The organism is Methylacidimicrobium tartarophylax (assembly GCF_902143375.2).
Lineage (GTDB): Bacteria > Verrucomicrobiota > Verrucomicrobiia > Methylacidiphilales > Methylacidiphilaceae > Methylacidimicrobium > Methylacidimicrobium tartarophylax.
On sequence record NZ_CABFVA020000009.1, the window covers coordinates 1 to 19,656 of the forward strand.

Annotated in this window: 11 protein-coding genes and 1 pseudogene; 2 read left to right on the plus strand and 10 right to left on the minus strand. The window is 61.7% G+C overall.

The window, feature by feature from the left end:
• The 8 genes and pseudogenes from MAMT_RS01125 to MAMT_RS01160 all read right to left on the minus strand — a co-directional run.
• A pseudogene (locus tag MAMT_RS01125) lies at window positions 1-473 on the minus strand (hypothetical protein); the annotation flags it as partial.
• A gap of 593 nt (window positions 474-1,066) precedes the next feature.
• Window positions 1,067-4,282 carry an efflux RND transporter permease subunit gene (locus MAMT_RS01130; protein ID WP_142659109.1) on the minus strand — a complete coding sequence of 1,072 codons (3,216 nt, stop codon included), beginning with the start codon at window positions 4,280-4,282 and terminating at the stop codon, window positions 1,067-1,069.
• Entirely contained in the window at window positions 4,279-7,488 is a 3,210-nt protein-coding gene (locus MAMT_RS01135) for an efflux RND transporter permease subunit (protein WP_142659110.1), read from the minus strand. Before MAMT_RS01135 ends, MAMT_RS01130 begins: the two co-directional genes overlap by 4 nt.
• Window positions 7,489-7,646: 158 nt before the next feature.
• Window positions 7,647-7,997 (minus strand): hypothetical protein, encoded by a 351-nt coding sequence (locus tag MAMT_RS01140; RefSeq protein WP_142659111.1) that lies wholly within the window; start codon window positions 7,995-7,997, stop codon window positions 7,647-7,649.
• Between the two features lie 63 nt (window positions 7,998-8,060).
• Entirely contained in the window at window positions 8,061-8,621 is a 561-nt protein-coding gene (locus MAMT_RS01145) for an RNA polymerase sigma factor (protein ID WP_246186452.1), read from the minus strand.
• A 110-nt stretch (window positions 8,622-8,731) separates the two neighbouring features.
• Entirely contained in the window at window positions 8,732-10,309 is a 1,578-nt protein-coding gene (locus tag MAMT_RS01150) for a TolC family protein (protein WP_142659113.1), read from the minus strand.
• A 30-nt stretch (window positions 10,310-10,339) separates the two neighbouring features.
• Window positions 10,340-11,830 carry a TolC family protein gene (locus tag MAMT_RS01155; RefSeq protein ID WP_246186453.1) on the minus strand — a complete coding sequence of 497 codons (1,491 nt, stop codon included), beginning with the start codon at window positions 11,828-11,830 and terminating at the stop codon, window positions 10,340-10,342.
• A gap of 329 nt (window positions 11,831-12,159) precedes the next feature.
• Complete coding sequence (locus tag MAMT_RS01160; RefSeq protein ID WP_142659114.1) at window positions 12,160-13,044, minus strand: phosphoribosylaminoimidazolesuccinocarboxamide synthase; 885 nt, start codon at window positions 13,042-13,044, stop codon at window positions 12,160-12,162.
• 234 nt (window positions 13,045-13,278) lie between these two features.
• On the opposite strand from MAMT_RS01160, the gene MAMT_RS01165 reads away from it, so the two are divergent.
• Window positions 13,279-15,831: a glycosyltransferase gene (locus MAMT_RS01165; RefSeq protein WP_142659115.1), complete on the plus strand. Its 2,553-nt coding sequence runs from the start codon at window positions 13,279-13,281 to the stop codon at window positions 15,829-15,831.
• A gap of 3 nt (window positions 15,832-15,834) precedes the next feature.
• The gene (locus MAMT_RS01170; protein WP_142659116.1) at window positions 15,835-17,664 is read left to right on the plus strand and encodes an ABC transporter ATP-binding protein; all 1,830 of its coding nucleotides are present in this window, start codon (window positions 15,835-15,837) and stop codon (window positions 17,662-17,664) included.
• Between the two features lie 10 nt (window positions 17,665-17,674).
• Here MAMT_RS01170 and MAMT_RS01175 read toward each other — a convergent pair whose 3' ends face one another.
• Together MAMT_RS01175 and MAMT_RS11250 are read right to left on the minus strand one after the other, a co-directional pair.
• Window positions 17,675-18,847, minus strand: a complete 1,173-nt coding sequence (locus MAMT_RS01175; protein WP_142659117.1) for an XRE family transcriptional regulator — start codon at window positions 18,845-18,847, stop codon at window positions 17,675-17,677.
• 60 nt (window positions 18,848-18,907) lie between these two features.
• The coding region (locus tag MAMT_RS11250) for a hypothetical protein (RefSeq protein WP_178086838.1) at window positions 18,908-19,656 on the minus strand (749 nt) is incomplete at its 5' end.

The following is a 19,656-nucleotide window of genomic DNA, read 5'->3' on the forward strand; positions in this document are numbered from 1 at the left end:
CGCTCCGCCCAGCCGGGAGCACTCCCTCCTCCGTTGCCGCGGCTTCCGCTATTCCCTACTCTGCTGCTGCCGCTCGAAGCCGTTCCTTTCTCTCCAGCCGAGTTCCCTTGACCTCCCGCTACCGGGTGATCCTTGGCTTCCCGCATCTCCTTTACCGCCTGGGCATCCTCAGCTTTCGCCTTGTTATCCAGGTGAGCCGCCCGCATCTGATCGATTTGAGCCTGCTGGGGATGACCCTGCGCATTTTGAATGCCTGCCGCCGTTTTTTGCGCATCCGCCAGACCCTGATTGCTTGCGGCTTTATCCTGCAAAGCCTGAGCTTGTTCCCTCAGCCGGGGCGCGCTCTGCCCTTGATCAGCAGAGGCGTCTGCTGCCGTTCCCTCCGCGTAAAGAACGGTAAGAGGACTCGCGCAGAGCCAAGAGAGCCCGGTGACCAACCACCAGTTCCGGCCTAATCGATTCCGTCGTTTCATCGCATGTTCCTTGTTTCGCTGGTTTCGTCTGTTTTGATCGAGGATCGCTTCCCAAAAGTGGCCCGATGTCCAATGAGAAAGACGGATCCACTCATCGAATTCTTAGAAAAAAATTCGACGCCGGAATAAAAACGGCGTCGCGCCGTTCGACCAGCAGGGCCTGCCGCGAAATCCCGGAGCCAATCGCTGGCCGACCCAGGCTTCCTCCCCCTAAGCGCAGGCCGCGGGATCAACCATGAAGGAGACAGGATGGGCTTCTCCCGTCGCTTCCCAGACTTGCCCCCCATGACCTTCCCTCGCTCTTGAACTTGGCGTCGCAAGGAGGGCGGGCGTTGCTGAACAAACTACCCGCTTCTCCTCCGCCTCCCCTGAAGATTTCTGAATAGACTTATACCGCGATTGCGCGAAAGACAATTGTGACAAGTTTGTAACATTTTGATGACCAAAGGGTGCCATCTTCTTAACTCACGATCGCATAGCCGTTGCGTATCCTATTTACTTCCATTATGATCAATGGCTTTCTCGCGTAAGCGGGATTCCCGGGGCCCGTTGCAAACACCAGGTCGCTCCTCTTAGGCGAGGCAGTCGCAAGGCTATAGGGAGGATTTCGCCAGCTCGGCCTCGACTTCTTCGAGGCGCTTACGCCGGCTTAAGGGAGCCAGGAGCGAATAGACGCAGGGGACGACGAAGAGAGTGAAGAGCGTCGAGACGATAATCCCGCTGATCACGACGATCGCCAGCGGCTTCCGCACTTCCGCTCCCGGGCCGAAGCCCACTGCGCCGGGCAAGGCCGCCGCAATGGTGGCAAGCGACGTCATCAAGATGGGACGGAGCCGGATCGCAGCGGCATCCAAAAGCGCCTCGGGGAGGGGCAGCGCCTCCTCAAAGCGCTTTTTATTGAAGAATTCGACCAGGAGGATCGAGTTCTTCATCGCCAGACCCATGAGCAAGATGATTCCAATGCCGCTGTAGATGTTGAGCGACATCCCGGTGAGGTAGAGTCCCTGAAAGGCTCCAGTCAGGGAAAAGGGGATCGCCACCAGCACGACCAGGGGATAGAGAAAGCTGTTGAACTGGGCGCCCAGGAGCATGTAGGCCAAAAGGATTCCCAGGGCGAAGGTCACCGGGAAGGAAGCAAAGGTCTCCTTCGCGGTCTGGCTGCTCCCGGTGGGTTCCACGTCGTAGCCCGGCGGAAGCTCCTTGCGGCAGATCTCCAAGGCGGTATCCAGTGCCTTCGCCTGGGAAACCTCGGGTTTCACGTTGGCGAAGAGCGTGATCGCCCGCCGGCGATTTTCCCGCGTGATGTCGAGCAGCTTCGGCACGACCCGCACTTCCGCGATGTCCTTGAGCCGGATCATCTCCCCCCCGTAGCCCGACCAGAGTGGCAAATTGGCCACGTCCTCCGGCTCCCGCCACTGGTTGGGCTCGAGGCGAATCCGCAGGTCGTAACGCCGGTTATCCTCGCGGTTGGTATACTGCCCCTGGCGCATTCCGCCGATACCGGCCGCGACCACATCGGCGATCGTCTGCATGCTGATGTTGGAGTCGGCGGCCTTTTGCCGATCCGGTACCACCTCGAGCTCGGGCATTCCCGTTCGGTAATCGGTGTCCAGATCCGTGTAATCGCCCGTCGCCTCCATCTGGTGGACGATGGCGTCCGCCTTCGCTTGAAGCACGGCGTAATCCGAACCGCGCAGCGAAAGCTCGATGTTGGTGCCCCGCTTGCTGCTGAAGGCGCTCTGACTGATGTCGATCACCTTGATGTGAAGGTCGCTGTACACAGGCTTCTTCAACTCCTTACGCCAAGTGCGGATGATCTCCTGAAGCCGCTCTTTCCTCTGGTTTCGTGGCTTGAGCGTCACAAAGATCGCTCCACGGTTCACTTCGCCTCCGGAATACCCGCCCACGGTGGTGAAGAAGTGAGCGACCGTCGGCTGGCGCTTGAGAAAGCTCTCCAGCTCCTGCACCCGATGGCTCGTATAGTCGAGCGAACTCCCCACCGGGGTCTCGATCCGGAGCAGGGCCATGCCGAGATCTTCCGAGGGTGAGAGCTCCCGGTGGAGCAACGGGAAGACGCGGAGGGAGAGGAAGAAGAGGCCAAAGGAGACGAGGACGACGAGCCACCGGTGACGGAGAGCGAAGCCGAGGCAGACTCGGTAGACGCTTCCCATTTGATGATAGAAGCCTTCCAACCAAGTTTCGACCCGCCCCGGCCCGTGGGAGCCGCTCACGAATTCGGCGCAGCGCATCGGAGCGAGCGTGAGCGCCTCCAAAAGCGAGATGAGCACCGCGCACGAGATCATCGCACCGAACTGGAAGAGGAACTTGCCTACCACGCCTCCCAGGAAGGCGATCGGAGCGAAGACGGAGACGATCGTCAGCGTGGAGGCGGCTGCCGCGAAAAAAATCTCGCGGGTTCCGTCGAGGGCAGACTGCTCCGGACTCTTCCCCATGCTGTGATGACGGGTGATGTTTTCCAGGACCATGATCGAATCATCGATCACGATGCCCACGGCCATCGAGAGGGCGAGAAGCGTAAAGAAGTTGAGCGTAAAGCCCATCGCCTTGCAGAAGATGAAGCTTCCCAGAATCGAGATCGGGATCGAGAAGAGCACGTTCACCGTGGTTCGAAAGGAACCCAGGAAGGCGAGGCAGACGAGGGTGGTGACCCCGATGGAAAAGAGAAGCATGAAGGCGGTCTCCCGAATCGCCTCGGCCGTGAAAACCGAGGAATCGAAACGCGTGCCGATCTTCATTCCCGGCGGCAAATCGGGCTTGATCTCCTCCATGATCCGCTTCGCGGAATTGGCTACCTCGATCTCGTTGTATCCGCGCAGCTTTTGCAGACCTAGACCTACGGCAAGGACTCCGTCGCTCCGCGCAAAGCGGCGCGGGTCCATGATTCCGTCCTCCGGCCGTGCGACCTGGGCGAGCGGCGTGAAGGAGTCCGCCGGGCCCCGCACGTTACTGAGCGTGTTCGTCGCAAAGCTGGTCGTTCCCGCTCCTCCGGCCATTCCTCCTTGCGCGGAAGCAATGCCGGTCAAGGGCGGAAGATTGGCTCCGCCGGAACCTCCCCGATGATTGAGCACCAATCCGCCCATCTCTTCGGGAGACCTGACCTCGCCCATCACCCGGACATTGATCTCGTTATTCGCGCTTTCCAGGTAACCGGAAGCCGTCTCCTGGTATTCGGCCCGGAAGAGATTGAGAACGTCGTTGGGAGCGACCTGATATTGCGCCAGCTTGTTCCGGTCGAGCCAGACGCGGAAGTTCCGATCCGTCCATCCTCCGAGCTGAATGTCGCCGATGCCCTGCACCAGGGAAAACTTGTCGCGAACGCGCGTGTCGACATACCGGATGATCTCCTTCAGAGGCCGTTCCCAGGTGACCGCGAGCCAGAGGATCGGGGAGTCGTTCTGATTGACCTTGTAGATCACGGGGGGATCCACGTTGTAGGGGAGTTGCACGGAACGGATCTTGGAATTGGTCTCCTGCAGAGCCGCATCGATGTCCCGATCCAAGCGAAAATCGAGCTGGATCCGTGCCACTCCCTGCATGACCGTGCTCGTGACGTCCTGGATTCCCTGCACCGACATGAGCACTTCTTCCAAAGGATCGACTACCTCCGCTTCCATCACCTCGGGGGAGGCGCCCGGCCATTGGGCGACGACGGTCAAGACCGGGTAGGTCACATCCGGGAGACGGCTGACTCCAAGGGAAAAGAGGCAGAGGATGCCGAAAAAGACCAGGGCTGCCATGAGCATCCACGCGGCAACCGGTCTTCGGATGGCAATCTCGGGCAGGTTCATGGGATTCCCTCCGGACTCTGCGGGTTCTCCGCATGCTCCCAGACCATCGGCGCCGGCCCCCCGCCAGCCGGAGCGGAAGGGGGACGAGGTTTTCTCTCCAGCCGGGCGAACACGCGGTAGGCCGCTGGAACGACCAGCAGCGTGAAGAAGGTGGAAACCGTTACCCCTCCGAGGATCGTGATCGCCATGGGAATCCGGCTCTCGGAGCCGGGGCCGATCGCCAGGGCCGGCGGGAGTGCCGCCGCCAGAGTCGCGACCGAGGTCATCAGAATCGGGCGAAGCCGAATCGGACCCGCTTCCAGGAGAGCTTCCCGGACGGGCAGTCCTTCGAGATGCCGCTTCTGGTTGGCGAATTCGACGAGCAGGATCGAGTTCTTCTTCGCGATCCCCATGAGCAGCACTAGGCCGATCATGCTATAGAGATTGATCGATTGATGCGTCAGCCAGAGAGCGAGAAGGGCTCCGCTCAAGCTGAACGGAAGCGCCAGCAGGACGGTCAAGGGATGGACAAAGCTGTTGAACTGGGAGGCGAGGACCATGTAGGCGATGACGATCCCGACCCAGAGAGCAAACTCGAGGCTTCCGAAGGTCTCCTCGAAGGCAGCGGCTCCGCCGCTCCAGTAGACTCGATACCCGCGGAGGACATTCCGATCCGCGATCTTTCGGGCTTCAGCCAGTGCCGCCGCCTGGGATTTTCCCGAGGCAACGTTGGCAAAGACCGTGATCGCCCTCTCCCTCATCCGTCGTCCGATCGTCTGGTAGGTCGGGACGGTTTGAAAATGGGCGACCGAGGTGATCGGCATATATTCGTTGGAGTTCGTGCGGACGAAGAGCTTCTGGATATCCTCGGGCTTCACTCGCTCCCCCCCCTCCAGCCGGATCCGAATGTCGTAGCGGCGATCGCCGTTCGTGAACTGGCTCTGCGCCACACCCCCGATCGCAACCGCGATCGTGTTAGCGATGTTCTGAATCGGCATCGCGCAGGCGTTGGCGGCGAACCGGTCGGGAAAGACACGGACCTCGGGCATTCCATCCCGGAAATCGGTATCAAGATCGACGAAGTAACCGGATTTCTTCATCTCATCCGTGATCTTGGCGACCTGCTCCCGAAGCACCTTGTAGTCTTGGCCGCGCACGGAGAACTCGATCGGGAACCCGCGTCCGGTGGTAAATCCACGAATCGACAGATCCTGGAGCGCCACTTTTAGTCCTCCGAGCTTGTCCAGCTCGGATCGAAGCCGATCTCCCAGCTCCTGCTGGGTGAGCTTACGCTCGCTTTTGGGCTTGAGCGTCACATAGAGGGTGCCCACATTGACCTGGGCATCGATCAAGTTGCCGTCGCTCGCACCCGTGCGCTGAATGAATCCTCCGACCTCTCCAAAAACCCGAGCCACCTCGGGATGAGTCGCGATGATCGCCTCGCACTCTTCCAGCTTTCTCTGGGTCAACTGAATGGACGAGCCGACCGCGGTCTGGATCCGCACCAGGAAGGAGGACTCGTCTTGCGCGGGGATCAGCTCCTTGGGCAGGAGTGCCAAAAAGCGCAGGGAGAAGGCGAAGAGGATCGTAGCCGCGAGGAGGACCAGCCAGGGGTGATCGACGCAGATGCGCAAGAAGAACCGGTAGACCTGCGAGAGTCCATGGAAGATCCGGTCCATGAGCCACGCCAGCCCTCGGCGACGGTTCGGGTCCTCGAGCAGCTGGGAGCAACGCATCGGCGTAAGAGTAATCGCCTCGAGCAGCGAAAGAGCGACGGCTGCCGTGATCGTCACCCCAAACTGGTAGAAGTACTTGCCGACGATCCCGCGCATGAAGGCGACGGGCAGGAAGATGGCCAGGATCGCCACCGTTGCCGCCACGGCCGCAAAGGTAATCTCCCGCGCTCCGATCTGGGCGGCCAGGACCCTTCCCTGCCCCATCTCCCGATGCCGGACAATGTTCTCCAGCACCATGATCGCGTCATCGACGATGATGCCGATCGCCAGGGACAGGCCGAGAAGGGTGAAGAAGTTGAGCGTGAACCCCAAAAAGTAGAGGATGATGAAGGTCCCGAGCACTGAGGTAGGAATGGAGAGCAGAACGTTGAGGGTGGAACTCCAGGTTCCCAAGAAGAGGTAGCAGACCGCCGCCGTGACCAGAGCCGAGAGGAGCAGGGTAAAGAGAGTTTCCTGGATCGCCTCCTCGATGTGCTGCGTCCGGTCATAGACCACTTGGAGGGTGAAGCCGGGAGGCAGATGGCGCTTCACTTCCTCCAGCTTCTGCTTGACCGCCCGAGCAACAGCCACCGAATTGGCTCCCGGCTGCTTCTTGATGCCCAGGCCGACCACCGGGTGCCCGCCCGTGACGGCAATTCGCCGGATGTCGTCGAGCCCGTCCTCGACGCGGGCGACATCCTTGATCTGAATGGAGGATCGATAGATGAGCTCGGTCCCGCGCTTCTTGATCTGAATGTTCCCCACCTGCTCCGGAGTGAGCCCTTCTCCCATCGCCCGGACGTTCATCTCCCGCTTCGAGTTTTCGAGATAGCCGGCGGCCACCTCGACCTGTTCCTGCTGGAGTGCCGTCTGCACGTCGAGCAGGGTCAGTTGCAGCAGCTTGAGCTTCTCGTTGTCGACCCAGACGCGCAGGTTCCGGACGTTGTACCCGGCCAGCACGATCTCCCCCACCCCGGGAACGATCTGGAATTCGTCATGCAGCACTAGGTCGACGTAGGTGACCAGATCGTGCAGCGTCTTGTCCTTGCCCGAAACCGCAAGGATCAGGATCGGCTGCTCTTCCGGATTATCCTTGGTCAGGATCGGCTGCGCGACGGGCTGGACGGTCTGTGTCGCCGCCTGGGTCGTCGTATCGTAGGGGAGCTTGACCGAGCTCACCTTGGACTGGACCTCGGTCAATGCCGCGTCGATCGGCCGGCCGAGATCGAACTCGAGAATAATTGACGCCTGCCCCTGCTCGATAAAGGAGGTGATGTTCCGAAGCCCCTGCGAGGAAATCACGGCTTCCTCGATCGGATCGACGATCGATGTCTCCAGGATCTCCGGTGCGGCGCCCGCCCATTGGAGATTGATGGTCAAGACCGGGAAGTCGATCTCCGGCAGGTCGCTGACCCCCAGCCTGCCCAGGGAGATCGCCCCGAAGAGGATGAGCCCGGCCATCAGCATCCAGGCGAAGACGGGCCGACGAATCGAAAGATCGGAGAGTGTCATCTACGGATCCCCTCCCGGATCACGCACGACTGAGTGCCTCTGCCGTAAGGAGGGACTTCTGCACGAGTTCACAGGCAACCGTCTGTGGACCGCAAAGGATAAAACCGCGCCGGCGAGAAAACGTCGCGGAATTTATGCCGTAATTTGACCGTAACGGGCTACAGTCCGCCGGAAAAGGCTCCGGTCTCCATCGCCTTGTCGGGAATAAAGGAAGGCACGATCCTCTCTTGCGGTATTCTCCCATGTTGGACTGCCGCCGCTCCTTCGCGAGCCGACGGAACCGGTAGCCGAGGAGGGGCCGGAATGACGATGATCGGCGCGTCCGGACGCTGCTGGAAATACCCTCCTCCCTCCGGGAAGGTCTTCCATAGGACCATCCCCGCCGGAGCGCGTTCCGAGGGAGCGTGGGTCCGGTTCGTCGCGCGCGCGCTCGAGGAGGAGAGAGGAAGGCATAAGCAGAAGACGCCAAAGAGGATCGGCAGGGGGAGGAAACGTCGTTTGGCCGGCATGCAAGCCAATCTAACCCGTTCCTTCCCCAAGGGAAAGCAGACATTCCGCCTCCCGTACGAATGCTACCCAAGAAACGATAAGGTCTTGCGCAAGCTTTCGCGGGCGCGGAAGAGCAGGGCGCGAGTCGCACTCAAGGAAAGCCCGAGGATCCGTCCGATCTCCTCGTAGGAGAGATCCTCATAGCTTTTGAGGACCACCGCAAACCGCTGTTTCGGAGGAAGGGAAGCGATGGCCCGCTCGACCAGCTCGAGTCGCTCTTTGCCCAGGAGAATGTCCGCCGGAGAGCGGGGGGTTACAGGTGAAACCCCTTCCCCCGGATCGTCGGCCTGGAAGAGGAGAACGTCGGCGGAGCGCCGGCGGCGGATCTCGTTCAAGACAAGCCGGCGGAGGATCGTGAAAAGCCAGGTGCGGAACTTGGCGGTCGGGCGATACCGCTTGGCCGCCCAGTAGACGCGCAGAAAGACCTTTTGCGTGACCTCTTCCGCCGCAAAGCGGTCCTGCAGCATCTTGACCGCGGTGCCAAAAACGGCAAGTTCGTGACGCTCGATCAGCCTTCGGAAGGCTTGGTCGTCGCCCTTGGCGATCTTCGCCATGAGCTCGGCATCTTCCCCTTCTTCCGACACCGCGTTTTTGCTTCCTGCCTTTTTGCCCGATAGGAGGGATATCGCGCAACTTTCCGGACGTTGCGATCCCATCCGATCCTCTCCCTCTTACAGAAGCGAGAGCAGGCTGCTTACTGCGGAGCCGAGACCGGCATCGCCGGAGGCGTCCCGGGTCCGGTGGATGAACTGGTTCGCAGCATATCATGAAGCGGAAGCCCGGTGCGATTCAAGTTTCCGTCGGCCAGGCCCGCCTGGACGAAGAGGTTCACCAGTTGATACCGGGCGTTCATCTCGGTCTGATGGAGCGAAAGCCTTGCCTGCTGGTAGACGTTCAGCGCGACGAGCACATCGAGGAGCTGCGCCACTCCCCGTCGAAAGTCATTCCGCTGCGCCGCATAGTAGAGTGCCGAAACCTCGACCTGCTCCCGATACTGAAGGACCTGTCCCACCGCGGCATTGAAGAGCGCGAAGGCGATCCGTAGATTCTCATCCGCGGTCCGCTTCAGATTTTCCACCTGGAGCTCAGCCGAATGCACAAGCGCCTGCTCCTGACGGACATACCCGGTGTAGAGGCCGCCCGTAAAGAGAGGCATCGTGGTGACGATATTGGTGTTCCAAAGAACGGGTGAATCCGGCTGATGGCTCAAGAAGTAAGTGCCGGTGAGCGCCGTGCGCGGGCCGAACTCGCCGATGGCGACCGCGAGCGACGCTTTCTGGGAGCGCAGGAGCTGCACCTGGGCGAGAACGTCAGGCCGGCTCCCGACATGCACCAGGTACTCTTCCAGGGTCTGGGAGCCGGGAAACGCTTGCGTCTCCTTGAGATCGATCTTTTCCGGGCCGATGCCCAAGTAGTAGTTGAGCGTCGCCTTGTACTGGTTCATCGAACCGATGTAGCCTTCGCGCGCGGCGACCGCGGCCGCAAGATTCGCCTGCCCTTGGAAGACATCGGCGGGACGAGAGCGGCCGACCTTCAACCGATACTGGAGCTCGTTCACGAGCCCTCGCAAGGCCGCGATCTGGTCTTCCAGGATATACACGCTGCCTTCGTAGTTGAGTTCCTGATAAAACGCCTGGGCGACGTTCAGGTAGAGGTTCTGGTAGTCCCACGCCATCGTGTAGATCTGCGCGGAAGCGGTTGCCCGTTGCGCGGCGACCCGATTCTGCTGTCGCAAGCTGTCGAAGAGCAGCCACGTCGAATTGATCGCGTTGAAGGAAAAGTAGCCATTGGGGCTAGCAGTGTTCACCGCCACTCCGCCGATCGTGGGGATAACGCCGACCGTGTTCTGAAAGCTCTGCATGTTCTCCCAGGAAAATTGCGGAAGGAACGCCGATTGGGCTTGTGCGACCACCGCCTGCTGCGCACGCACGGTCTGATAATCGATCTTCAACTGGTCCCAACGGATCGCCGCCAGCCGATAGCATTCCGCCAGGTCGATCGCCTTCGGATCCGATCGTTTTACGGCGATCGGCGAAAGCGCTTGTAGCATGGTTTCCAGCGCTGGCAGTTCCGCCGCAGACGGGCGGCCGGGGGTCGGCTGCTCACGAGCCGGCAGCGCGCGAAGGGGCCAAGGGGAATGCTCCTCTTCCGCCTTCTCCTGCGGCTGGGCAGGCACTTGCCATGGAGAGAGACTGAGCAGAGAGAGGGCTCCGGCGGCGAGAGCCGCCAACCCGCGCGTTCGCGCCTGCCGCGTCCTCCTCTTGCTCTTCATAAGACCCATGCTTTCCCCTCCGGCCGGCCGCTACGGAATCGAAGCCTTGAGGGCCGGCGGGGTGCCTGGACCGACGGGCGGACCGGTCCGGAGAACGTTGTGCAGGGGAAGGCCCGTGGCCTCGATATTGGTTGGAGTCAAGCCCGCCTGGACGAAGAGATTGATCAACTGGTAGCGGGCGTTCATCTCATTCTGATGCAGGGCGAGCCGCGCCTGCTGATAGGTATTCAGGGCCACCAGGACGTCGAGGAGCTGGACGACTCCGCGCTGGAAGTCGTCCCGCTGCGCCGCATAGTAGAGCGCGGAAACCTCGACCTGCTCCCGGTACTGGAGGACCTGCTCGACAGCGGCATTGAAGAGCGCAAAGGCGATGCGAAGGGTCTGGTCGGCGGTGCGCTTCAGGTTCTCCACTTGGAGCTCGGCGACATGCACGAGCGCCCGCTCTTCCCGGACGGTGGCAGTGAGGAGGCCGCCGGTAAAGAGCGGCATCGTCGTCACGATGTTGACGGTCCAGATCACCGGCGAGTCCGGCTGGTGGCTCAGGAAGTAGCTACCCGATATCCCCGCGCGCGGACCGAAATTGCCGATGGCAACAGCAAGCTGAGCCTTCTGCGCACGGAGGAGCTGGAGTTGCGCCAGGACGTCCGGCCGGCTCCCCACATGAACCAGGTACTCCTCCAAGCTTTGCGACGCGGGGAAGGCTTGGGTCTCCTTGAGATTGATCTTGTCCATGCCGATGCCCAAGTAGTAGTTGACCGTCGACTTGTACTGATTCATCAAGCCGATATACCCCTCCCGTTGGGCTACCGCGGCAGCGAGATTCGCCTGCCCTTGGAAGACATCGGCGGGACGAGACCTCCCGATCTTGAGCCGATATTCGAGCTCGCTCACGAGCCCTTGGAGAGCCGCGATCTGATCCTCGAGGATCGAGACGCTCCCTTCGTAATTGAGCTCTTGATAAAACGCCTGGGCGACGTTCAGGTAGAGCATCTGGTAGTCCCTCTGCATGGTGTAGGACTGGGCGGATGCATCCGCCCGGGCCGCGGCCACGCGGTTCTGCTGCCTTAGGCTATCGAAGAGAAGCCAGGTGGTGTTGATCCCGTTGAACGAGAAATAGCCCTGGGAGGTTCCCACAGCCACCCCGCTGACGGTGGGGATGACTCCGGTGGTGTTCTGAAAGCTCTGCATGTTCTCCCAGGTAAACTGCGGAAAGAACGCCGACATCGTTTGTGTCACCACCGCCTGTTGGGCGCGCAGGGTCTGATAGTCGATCTTGAGTTGATCCCAGCGGATTGCCGCCATCCGGTAGCAGGCGGTCAGGTCGATCGCGTTTGGATCCGCGCGTTTCCCGGCGATCGGCGAGACCGCAGCCAGGAGCGTCTCGAGCGAAGGGGCATTGCCAGGAGCGGGACGTCCTTGCACCTGCTGCTGATAGGACGGAAAAGCCAGAACCGCACGGGCTGGTTGCACCTTTTCCGCCTTCGGCGCTGTCTGGGCGGCGGCCAGCCTGGTAGCGCCCATAAGCCCAAGCAGCATCCCTGACCACAACGCCACAACCCTACCCGTCTCACCAAGTTTGCAAGGCACAGGAAAATGCTTGCGAGACAGGCGGGCGAGCCATTCCGAACCGGCGTGACACTTCTTGCTTTTCTTCACGAATCCAACCTGCCGGGAAGAGACTTCCCAGCCCGCCATCGCTTCCGAAAGCGAAATATTTATCGGATTTAACCGGATCACCCGCAAATTGTCTCGCTCGCGCCGCCGCGACTCTCCCGCAGCGTCCGACGCTGTCCAAGGAAGCCGGTGCGCACCACGCTTCGGTCCCTGTCGCCCTATTCCGCTTCCTTTCCCTACCCTTCGGCAGCGCCGCGCGGCGGAATCTCCTTCTCGAGCTCCGGGAAAAGGAGCCGCAACGCCTCCCGGTACTTGACTTGGGTCTTCGCCACAATGAGATCCGGCAACGCGGGCGCGGGCGGGCGTTTATCCCAGGAGAGAGATTCCAGGAAGTCGCGGACGAACTGCTTGTCGAAGCTGGGCTGGGTTCCGCCGGGTTCATACTCGGATTGCGGCCAGAGCCGGGAACTATCGGGAGTCAAAACCTCGTCGATCAGAAGAAGTTCTTCTCCACGGATCCCGAATTCGAATTTCGTGTCGGCGACGAGGATTCCCCGTTCCGCCGCGTACTGGCGTCCCGCCTCGTAAAGCGCCAGGGAGAGCGAGGAAACCCGCGCATGCAGCGCCGTTCCGATCAGCCTCTCCGCCTCGGACGGCTTGAGCGGCAGATCATGCCCGACTTCCGCTTTCGTCGTGGGAGTGAACAGCGGCTCCGGCAAGCGGTCCGCTTCCCGCAGCCCCGGAGGAAGCGCAACGCCTGCCACCCGTCCCGTGCTCCGATACTCCTTCCAAGCGGAGCCCGCGAGGTATCCGCGCACCACGCACTCGATCGGGAGCGGGCGGCACGGCTTCGCCCGCGTCAGCCGACCCTGCCACTCCGGAATCGGCACCGCGGCCGGAAGATCGTAGCCCAAGACATGATTGGGGCAGAGAGACGTCAGCAGGACAAACCAACCGCGGCTGATCTGGGTGAGGATTTCCCCCTTGCCGGGAATCGCCGTGGGCAAGATGCAGTCGAACGCCGAGATCCGATCCGAAGCAACGAGCCAAAGCTCCTCTTTCCAGGAATAGAGATCCCGAACCTTCCCCTGATGAACGAGCTGAAGCCCATAGTGAGCCATCTCTTTTTTTTTCTCCACGGTCTCCGTTTATGCCGCACTTTTCCTTTCTGTAAAGCCAAGGAGCCTTCCCCGGTTCTTCGGCCGGTCTTGCCAAGCTTCGGCACAAGTCGCTAGGATTCTCTCCAAGAGCCGGTTAGCCGCCATTTAAGCCCATGCTGCAAGCCGCAGGAGAAAGCTTGTGAGAAAGGCGGCTTAACGGCCCTGCCCCTTCTTAGGGTGCCGTTCCTACCGCGTATGGGGGTCGCCCGCATTCAAGTTCGCGCGAAGTTCTTCTTTGAAGACGAGCGGAAATTTCCCATCCAGGGGGTGAGCTACGGTCCTTTTGCTCCTCGCTCAACCGACGGAGTTCCCTTTCCCGAGCCCGCGGCCGTTCGGGACGACTTCTCCCGAATGAAGGAGTGCGGCTGCAATCTGATCCGGGTCTACCACATTCCTCCGATCGACCTGCTCGATTCCGCTCTCGACCAGGGCCTGCGCGTCCTCGTCACGATCCCCTGGGTCGAGCGCACGCTGTTTTGGAAAGACCGGCGGGTTCTGCGCAAAATCCAGGACCACGTCCGAACTTCGGTGAGGGAGAGAGCCGGCCATCCGGCGATCTTCGCTTACCTGATCGACAACGAGATCCCTCCCGATCTCGTCCGCTGGGCGGGCGTCCGGAGAATCGAACGACATCTCGATGCACTGATCGGCCTCGTCCGGGAGGTGGATCCCGAAACGCTCGTCAGCTACGCCAATTATCCTCCGACCGAATATCTCTGCCCTCCCTCGGTCGACTTCGTCAGCTTCAACCTCTACCTCCATCGGCCGAAGGACCTCCGCGCCTATTTGGCGCGCCTGCAGAATCTCTCGGGCGAGAAGCCCCTCCTGATCACCGAGTTCGGGATGGACACCCGGCGCCACCGGGAGGCCGAACAGGCCGATCTCCTGGCCAGCCACGTCGAGACGGTGTTCGAATTGGGTTTGGCCGGAACCATCCTCTTCTCGTGGACGGATGAATGGTTCACGGGAGGCTTGGAGATCACCGACTGGGCATTCGGGTTGGTACGGAAAGACCGCAGCCCGAAGCCTAGCTTTCACCGGGTACAATCCCTCTTTCGCTCCTGGGAAGAACCGATCGTTCGCCGTTTTCCACTCCGAAATCCGCCCAAGATTTCCGTCGTCGTCTGCAACTTCAACGGCCAGAAATACCTAGGCAACTGTCTCCGTTCCCTGGAGCGGCTCCACTACTCCGATTTCGAGGTCATCGTGGTCGATGACGGTTCTACCGATGGCTCCGGGAAGCTCCTGGAAACCATGGAGGGGATCCGCATCATTCGCCAAGAAAACCTCGGGTTGGCGGTCGCGCGAAACCGAGGGATCGCCGCGGCGAGAGGGGAGATCGTCGCTTTTACCGATGCCGACTGCATCGTCGACCGGGACTGGCTCTATTTTTTAGCAAAGGCCTTCGAGTCCGGCGATCTGGCGGGAGTCGGAGGGCCGAATATCGCTCCGCCTCCCGCCACGGCGCTCCAGGCGACCGTCGCCGCAGCCCCCGGCGCTCCCGCTCACGTCCTGCTCACAGACCAGTTGGCCGAGCACCTCCCCGGATGCAATATGGCGTTTCGCCGTGCCGTCCTGGAGGCGATCGGGGGATTCCTTCCCGACTTTCGTGTCGCCGGGGACGATGTGGATCTCTGCTGGCGGCTGCTCGATCGCGGCCATCTCCTCGGATTTGCGCCGGGTGCCCTCGTTTGGCACCACCGGCGCTCGACCGTCTCGGCCTACCTGCGGCAGCAAGTCGGTTATGGGAAGGCCGAAGGACTCTTGCGCTTTCGCCATCTCTCGCGTTTCCGCTCGATGGGAGCGGCATCCTGGAAGGGACGGATCTATCCGCCAAGTTCTTCCCGCCTCTCCCTTTTTCCACCCTTGGTCTACCATGCCCCCTTTGCCGGCGGCTTCTTCCAATGCCTCTATTCTCGCCCCGAGCCCTTTTGGCTTGCCGCCGTCTCCAGCGAGGAATGGCTGGCCCTGCTGCTCCTTTCGGTACTACTCGGCCTGCGCTGGCCGGCCTTCTTCGCACCAGCGCTCCTCCTGCTTTCCGCCAGCCTGGTTCCGGCAGCGGTTTATGGGCTTCGCACCGAGATGGCACGGCCCTTTGCGAGCGGGCCCCATCGGCTCCTTCTTGTCGCTTTGGCCTTCCTGCAACCCCTGGCTCGCGGCATTCCCCGGCGCCTCACCTGGCTTCTAGGCAAGCCGGCTCCCCCCTGCCCGGACGCCCCAACAGCAGCTTGCACAACCAAGGAGACGTTCTCTCGGGAAGGAGTAGCTCTTTGGAGTGAGTCGGGCGCCGAACGGCTGGAACTCCTCGATCGGATTCAATCCGTCCTGGCAGAGAATCGCTATGCCTATGCGCTCGATTCCGGCTGGGACGACTGGGACATTCACGTCTTTGCCGGGCCTTGGTGGAATGTGCGTCTGCGCACCTTGACCGAAGTCTATCCTCAAGGCAAAAGACTCCTGCGGGTAGGAATCTTCCTCCGGCCAAGTCCATTGGCCGTTCTTGCCTGGATATTCGGATTCTTTGCCGTGATCGCGGGTCTAGCCGCCTTCGGTCGCCCCGCCCTGCTCTGCCTCTTGGGAGGTGCGCCCGCCGTCATCCTCTGGGTTCGAGAAGGATTGCGCATTCGCCATCGGATCGCAGAACTGGCAGGCAAGGCGGGCCAACGACTCGGTCTGGTCCTGGTTCCCTGGCTGCCCTTCGGCTCACGGCCCGACTCGTCTTTCGATTCACCGCACGAGAAGGGGTGAGACGTGGCGCCGAAATCGGGCATGGGAGGCGGAGGCAAGAGCCGGTGGGCCCTCTATCGGGAGACCCTCCCCTACTTTTCCGGCCTCTTCGGCTCCATTCTTTTCGCCACCCTCCTGCTTCTCTTGACGGTGGCGGCAAGTCTCCTGCGCCCGTGGCCGGTGCAGTGGCTCATCGACCATGTTCTGCTTTCACCGCACTCCAAGGCTCTCTTCCTGGGCCGGCCTCTTTCTCCGCCGGAAGCCGCTTTCGGCGCCGCTTCGGCGCTCGTCGGATTTTCCCTGCTGCACGGAGGCCTCAATCTCTGGGCCACTTCTCTTCTCTATCAATGCGGGCTGCGTGCTCTGGTCCTGCTTCGCACCGATCTCTTCGAGTGTTTGCAAGGCCTTCCGCTCTCCTACCATCGGAGCCGCGTCGGCGCAGATCTAGCTTACCGGGTGACCTATGACGCCCAGGCGGTTCAGACGCTTTTCCAAAAAGGGCTGGGCACAGTCTTGGGGTCGAGCGCCACGCTGATCGCCGCCGCCATCGTCCTATTCCGGATGAACCCGCTCTTGGCGGCGTGCGCACTCGGAATCCTTCCCTTCCTCTGGTTCGTCATCAGCCATTTCGCAGACCGGATCCGCAGGGAAAGCGGGGAGGTTCAAGAGAAAGAAAGCACGGTGCTTGCGCATGTTTCGGAGGGATTGACCAACATTCAGCTGCTTCAGGCCTATGGGCGCGAAGACAACGCCCTCGCTTCCTTCCGCCTTCATGCCGAGCAGAGCCGGCAGACCAATCTCGCCTTCCTTCGGACCAACAGCGTCTCCGTCATGGCGGCGACGGTGATCACCGCCTTGGGCACCGCCCTGGTTCTCTTCGTCGGGGCGCAGCAGGTCACCCTTGGTCGCCTGACCGTGGGGGAATTATGGATCTTCCTGAGTTACCTGGCGCTCCTCTACCAGCCGCTCGAGCAACTCTCTTACACCGCCTGGGCCCTGGAGGATGCGGCGGCACGCCTGGGCCGCGTATTCGACGTCCTCCGGACCGAAAACTCGATCCCCGATCCGCCGCATGCTCCGGTCTTGCCGCGCGTGCGTGGAGAAATCCGCTTCGAGCGGGTGTCGTTCGCCTACGAAGGACATCCGTCGATTCTGCACCAGATCTCCTTCTCGATCGCCCCGGGACAGCGCATTGCCATCGTGGGTCCGACCGGCAGTGGGAAAAGCACGCTTCTTTCCCTTCTTCCCCGCTTTTTCGAGCCATCCGAGGGCACGATCCGGATCGACGGGACCGATATCCGGACCGTAACCAAACGATCGCTGCGCGAGAACATGGCGATTGTACTCCAGGATACCCTGCTCTTCCAGGGCACCATCCTCGAGAACATCGCCCTGGGAAAGGCCTCCGCCTCGTTTGCCGAAATCGAACAGGCGGCCCACGCCGCGCGGGCCGATGAGTTCATCGACCGGCTGCACCAGAAATACCAGACCCCCGTCGGCGAGCGTGGACTGACCTTGAGCGGTGGCCAGCGACAGCGGATCGGAATTGCCCGCGCCTTCCTCCGGCAAGCCCCGATCCTCCTGCTCGACGAACCGACCGGATCGCTGGATCCCGCCTTCGAGGGCGAAATACTCCAGAGCTTGCTTCTTCTCTCTTTCCGCCAAACCACGCTGCTGGTCACCCATCGGCTTCACCTTGCCAGCGAAATGGATTGGGTCTTCGTACTGAACGAAGGCCACATTTCCGAATCGGGCCGGCACAGCGATCTTCTCGCCCAGGGCGGACTCTACCGGCGGCTCTGGGAAGCGCAGAACGCTGACGGGATTCCCGCCGTCACGACTGACCCTGGTTAACTTGGCTGTCTCACAAGCTTTCTCTTTCGAATCGCGCCACGATGGACCCCATCCGGCTCACCTCATATCCAGGCAGAGCGGCAAACTCGGCCCGCATCCGCGAATCGGAGAGCAGGTCCAGGAGCAGGGCAACCGTGGGGTGATCGACTTGATCTTGCGGAACGATCCAATCGAACTCGCTTGCTCCCAGGGCAATAAATTCGACCCCCTGCGCCTGAGCGCAGGCGCGATTGGTCAGGGCGGCGTCGACCGCGCCACCGGCCACCGCCCGCGCGGCGGAAACCGGACTACGAGCCGTCCTCTCATACCCTCGGATCGCACTCTCCGGAATGCCCTGTTTGCGGAGCAGCTCATCCAGAAGGGCCCGGCTCCCCGCTCCCGCCTCCCGATTGAGGAAGCGTAGGTCAGGCTGGGTCAACTCTTCGGCGGAGCGGATGCCCATCGGGTTCCCCCGCGCGACGGCGATTCCCTCTTCCCAGCGGGCAAAACGAATCAAGACCCCACCGATCCCCTGCAAGGCTTCCCGCGCCAGCGCAACGTTGTCGCGCGCTTCCCCGCCGGAACCGCCGGGGAGATGGCAGCCCGCCAGGTGCGTCTGACCCGCCCGAAGGGCCTCTGCCGCCTTTTCGCTCGCGCAGGGGACCCAGCGCAGGCGGTCCCGACTCACTGCGGCGATTCTCTCGACGAGCAGGCCGATTCCGGGGTCACAACCGAGGATGAAGGCGCTGCGTTGTATGGCCGAGGCGGAGGAGAGAAACGTCCACTGCCCTTCCGGACGATCGTCCGGAAGGAGAGCATCCGCCGCGATGAAGGCGCCCGAACCCTCTTCCAGCCGTTCGACCGGGTAAGGGATCAGCCGGCCGCGCACATCCGCCAAGGCCAGCCGCCTGCCGCCTTCCACCTGGGGAAACGGGCCCGACAAGAGAGGAAGATCGATTCCTTCCCAACAGGGAAAGATCTCTTCGACCCGGCTTCCGAGCGCTCGCGCAAGGCGGATGGCGACGAGCGTGTTCGGAATGTAGCGCCCGGTCTCGATGGAGTGGAGGGCCTGCCGCGTAATCCCGACACGGCTGGCCACCTCTTTCTGCGCAAGCCCTTTTTCGAGCCGCTTCTGACGAATGGGAAGATCGAGAGAGGGGAAGATTCCCTGACGCTCCTCCCGTTTCTGTCGGTCGGTTTCCATCCCTTGCCTTCTACGCTGCCCGTGAACCGCCGCCCGTGCCCGATTCGGCTTCCCGAGCAGTCACTTCCGTTCCGTTCGGCTCCCACTCCGCCGTCGAAAGGCGGGAATGTCGAGATTTTCCCCCTTGTATAACGTGGCGGTCGTTTTCGCAAACGGGATGCTTTCCGCGGAGGAATGGACGAGTTCCCTTTCCGGAGCAGCCGGAATCGGAGAAGGAACCGGCACTTCGGTTTGAGTCCGGATCTGCTCTTCTCGAACCGGCTCCGGGAGCTTCGATTTGGGGAGCCGGGAATGGGCGCGACCCAGAAGGAGCAAGAGGCGCTTTTGCATCGGTCGAGCTTGCTTTCGCCGACAAAAAAAGCTGCGCGCTTCCTTGGGAAGAAGATCCTGCAGGCGCTTTTCGAGTTCACCCGCCCGACCCGAGCCCTCCTCGCTCCCCTCGATGTATCCCAGGCAACGGTCGGCTTTCTCGGCTGCCTGCCCGAATTCGCGGCTCTCCCAGAAGGGGAGCGAGGAGAAATCGAGGCAAGAGCCTGCTTCCGCAAAAACATGGCAATCCTCGATCTCGCCGGCGACGGCGAATGGGGAAACCTCCGCCTCGCTTTCTCGCCCAACCGGAAGGACGACTCCATCGGCCATCCCCGACCAGACATCGACCCATCGTGCGATGGTCCCGTGAAATTCACGCAACCGGGATCGCACCCCGGCTACGCCAGGAGCAGATTCCTCCGGCAGCACGCCCGCCGTCGACAAAAGAAATACAGAGGCCTCCGCCGAGAACCCCTCACGAGCGGCTTCGGCCGCCTCCC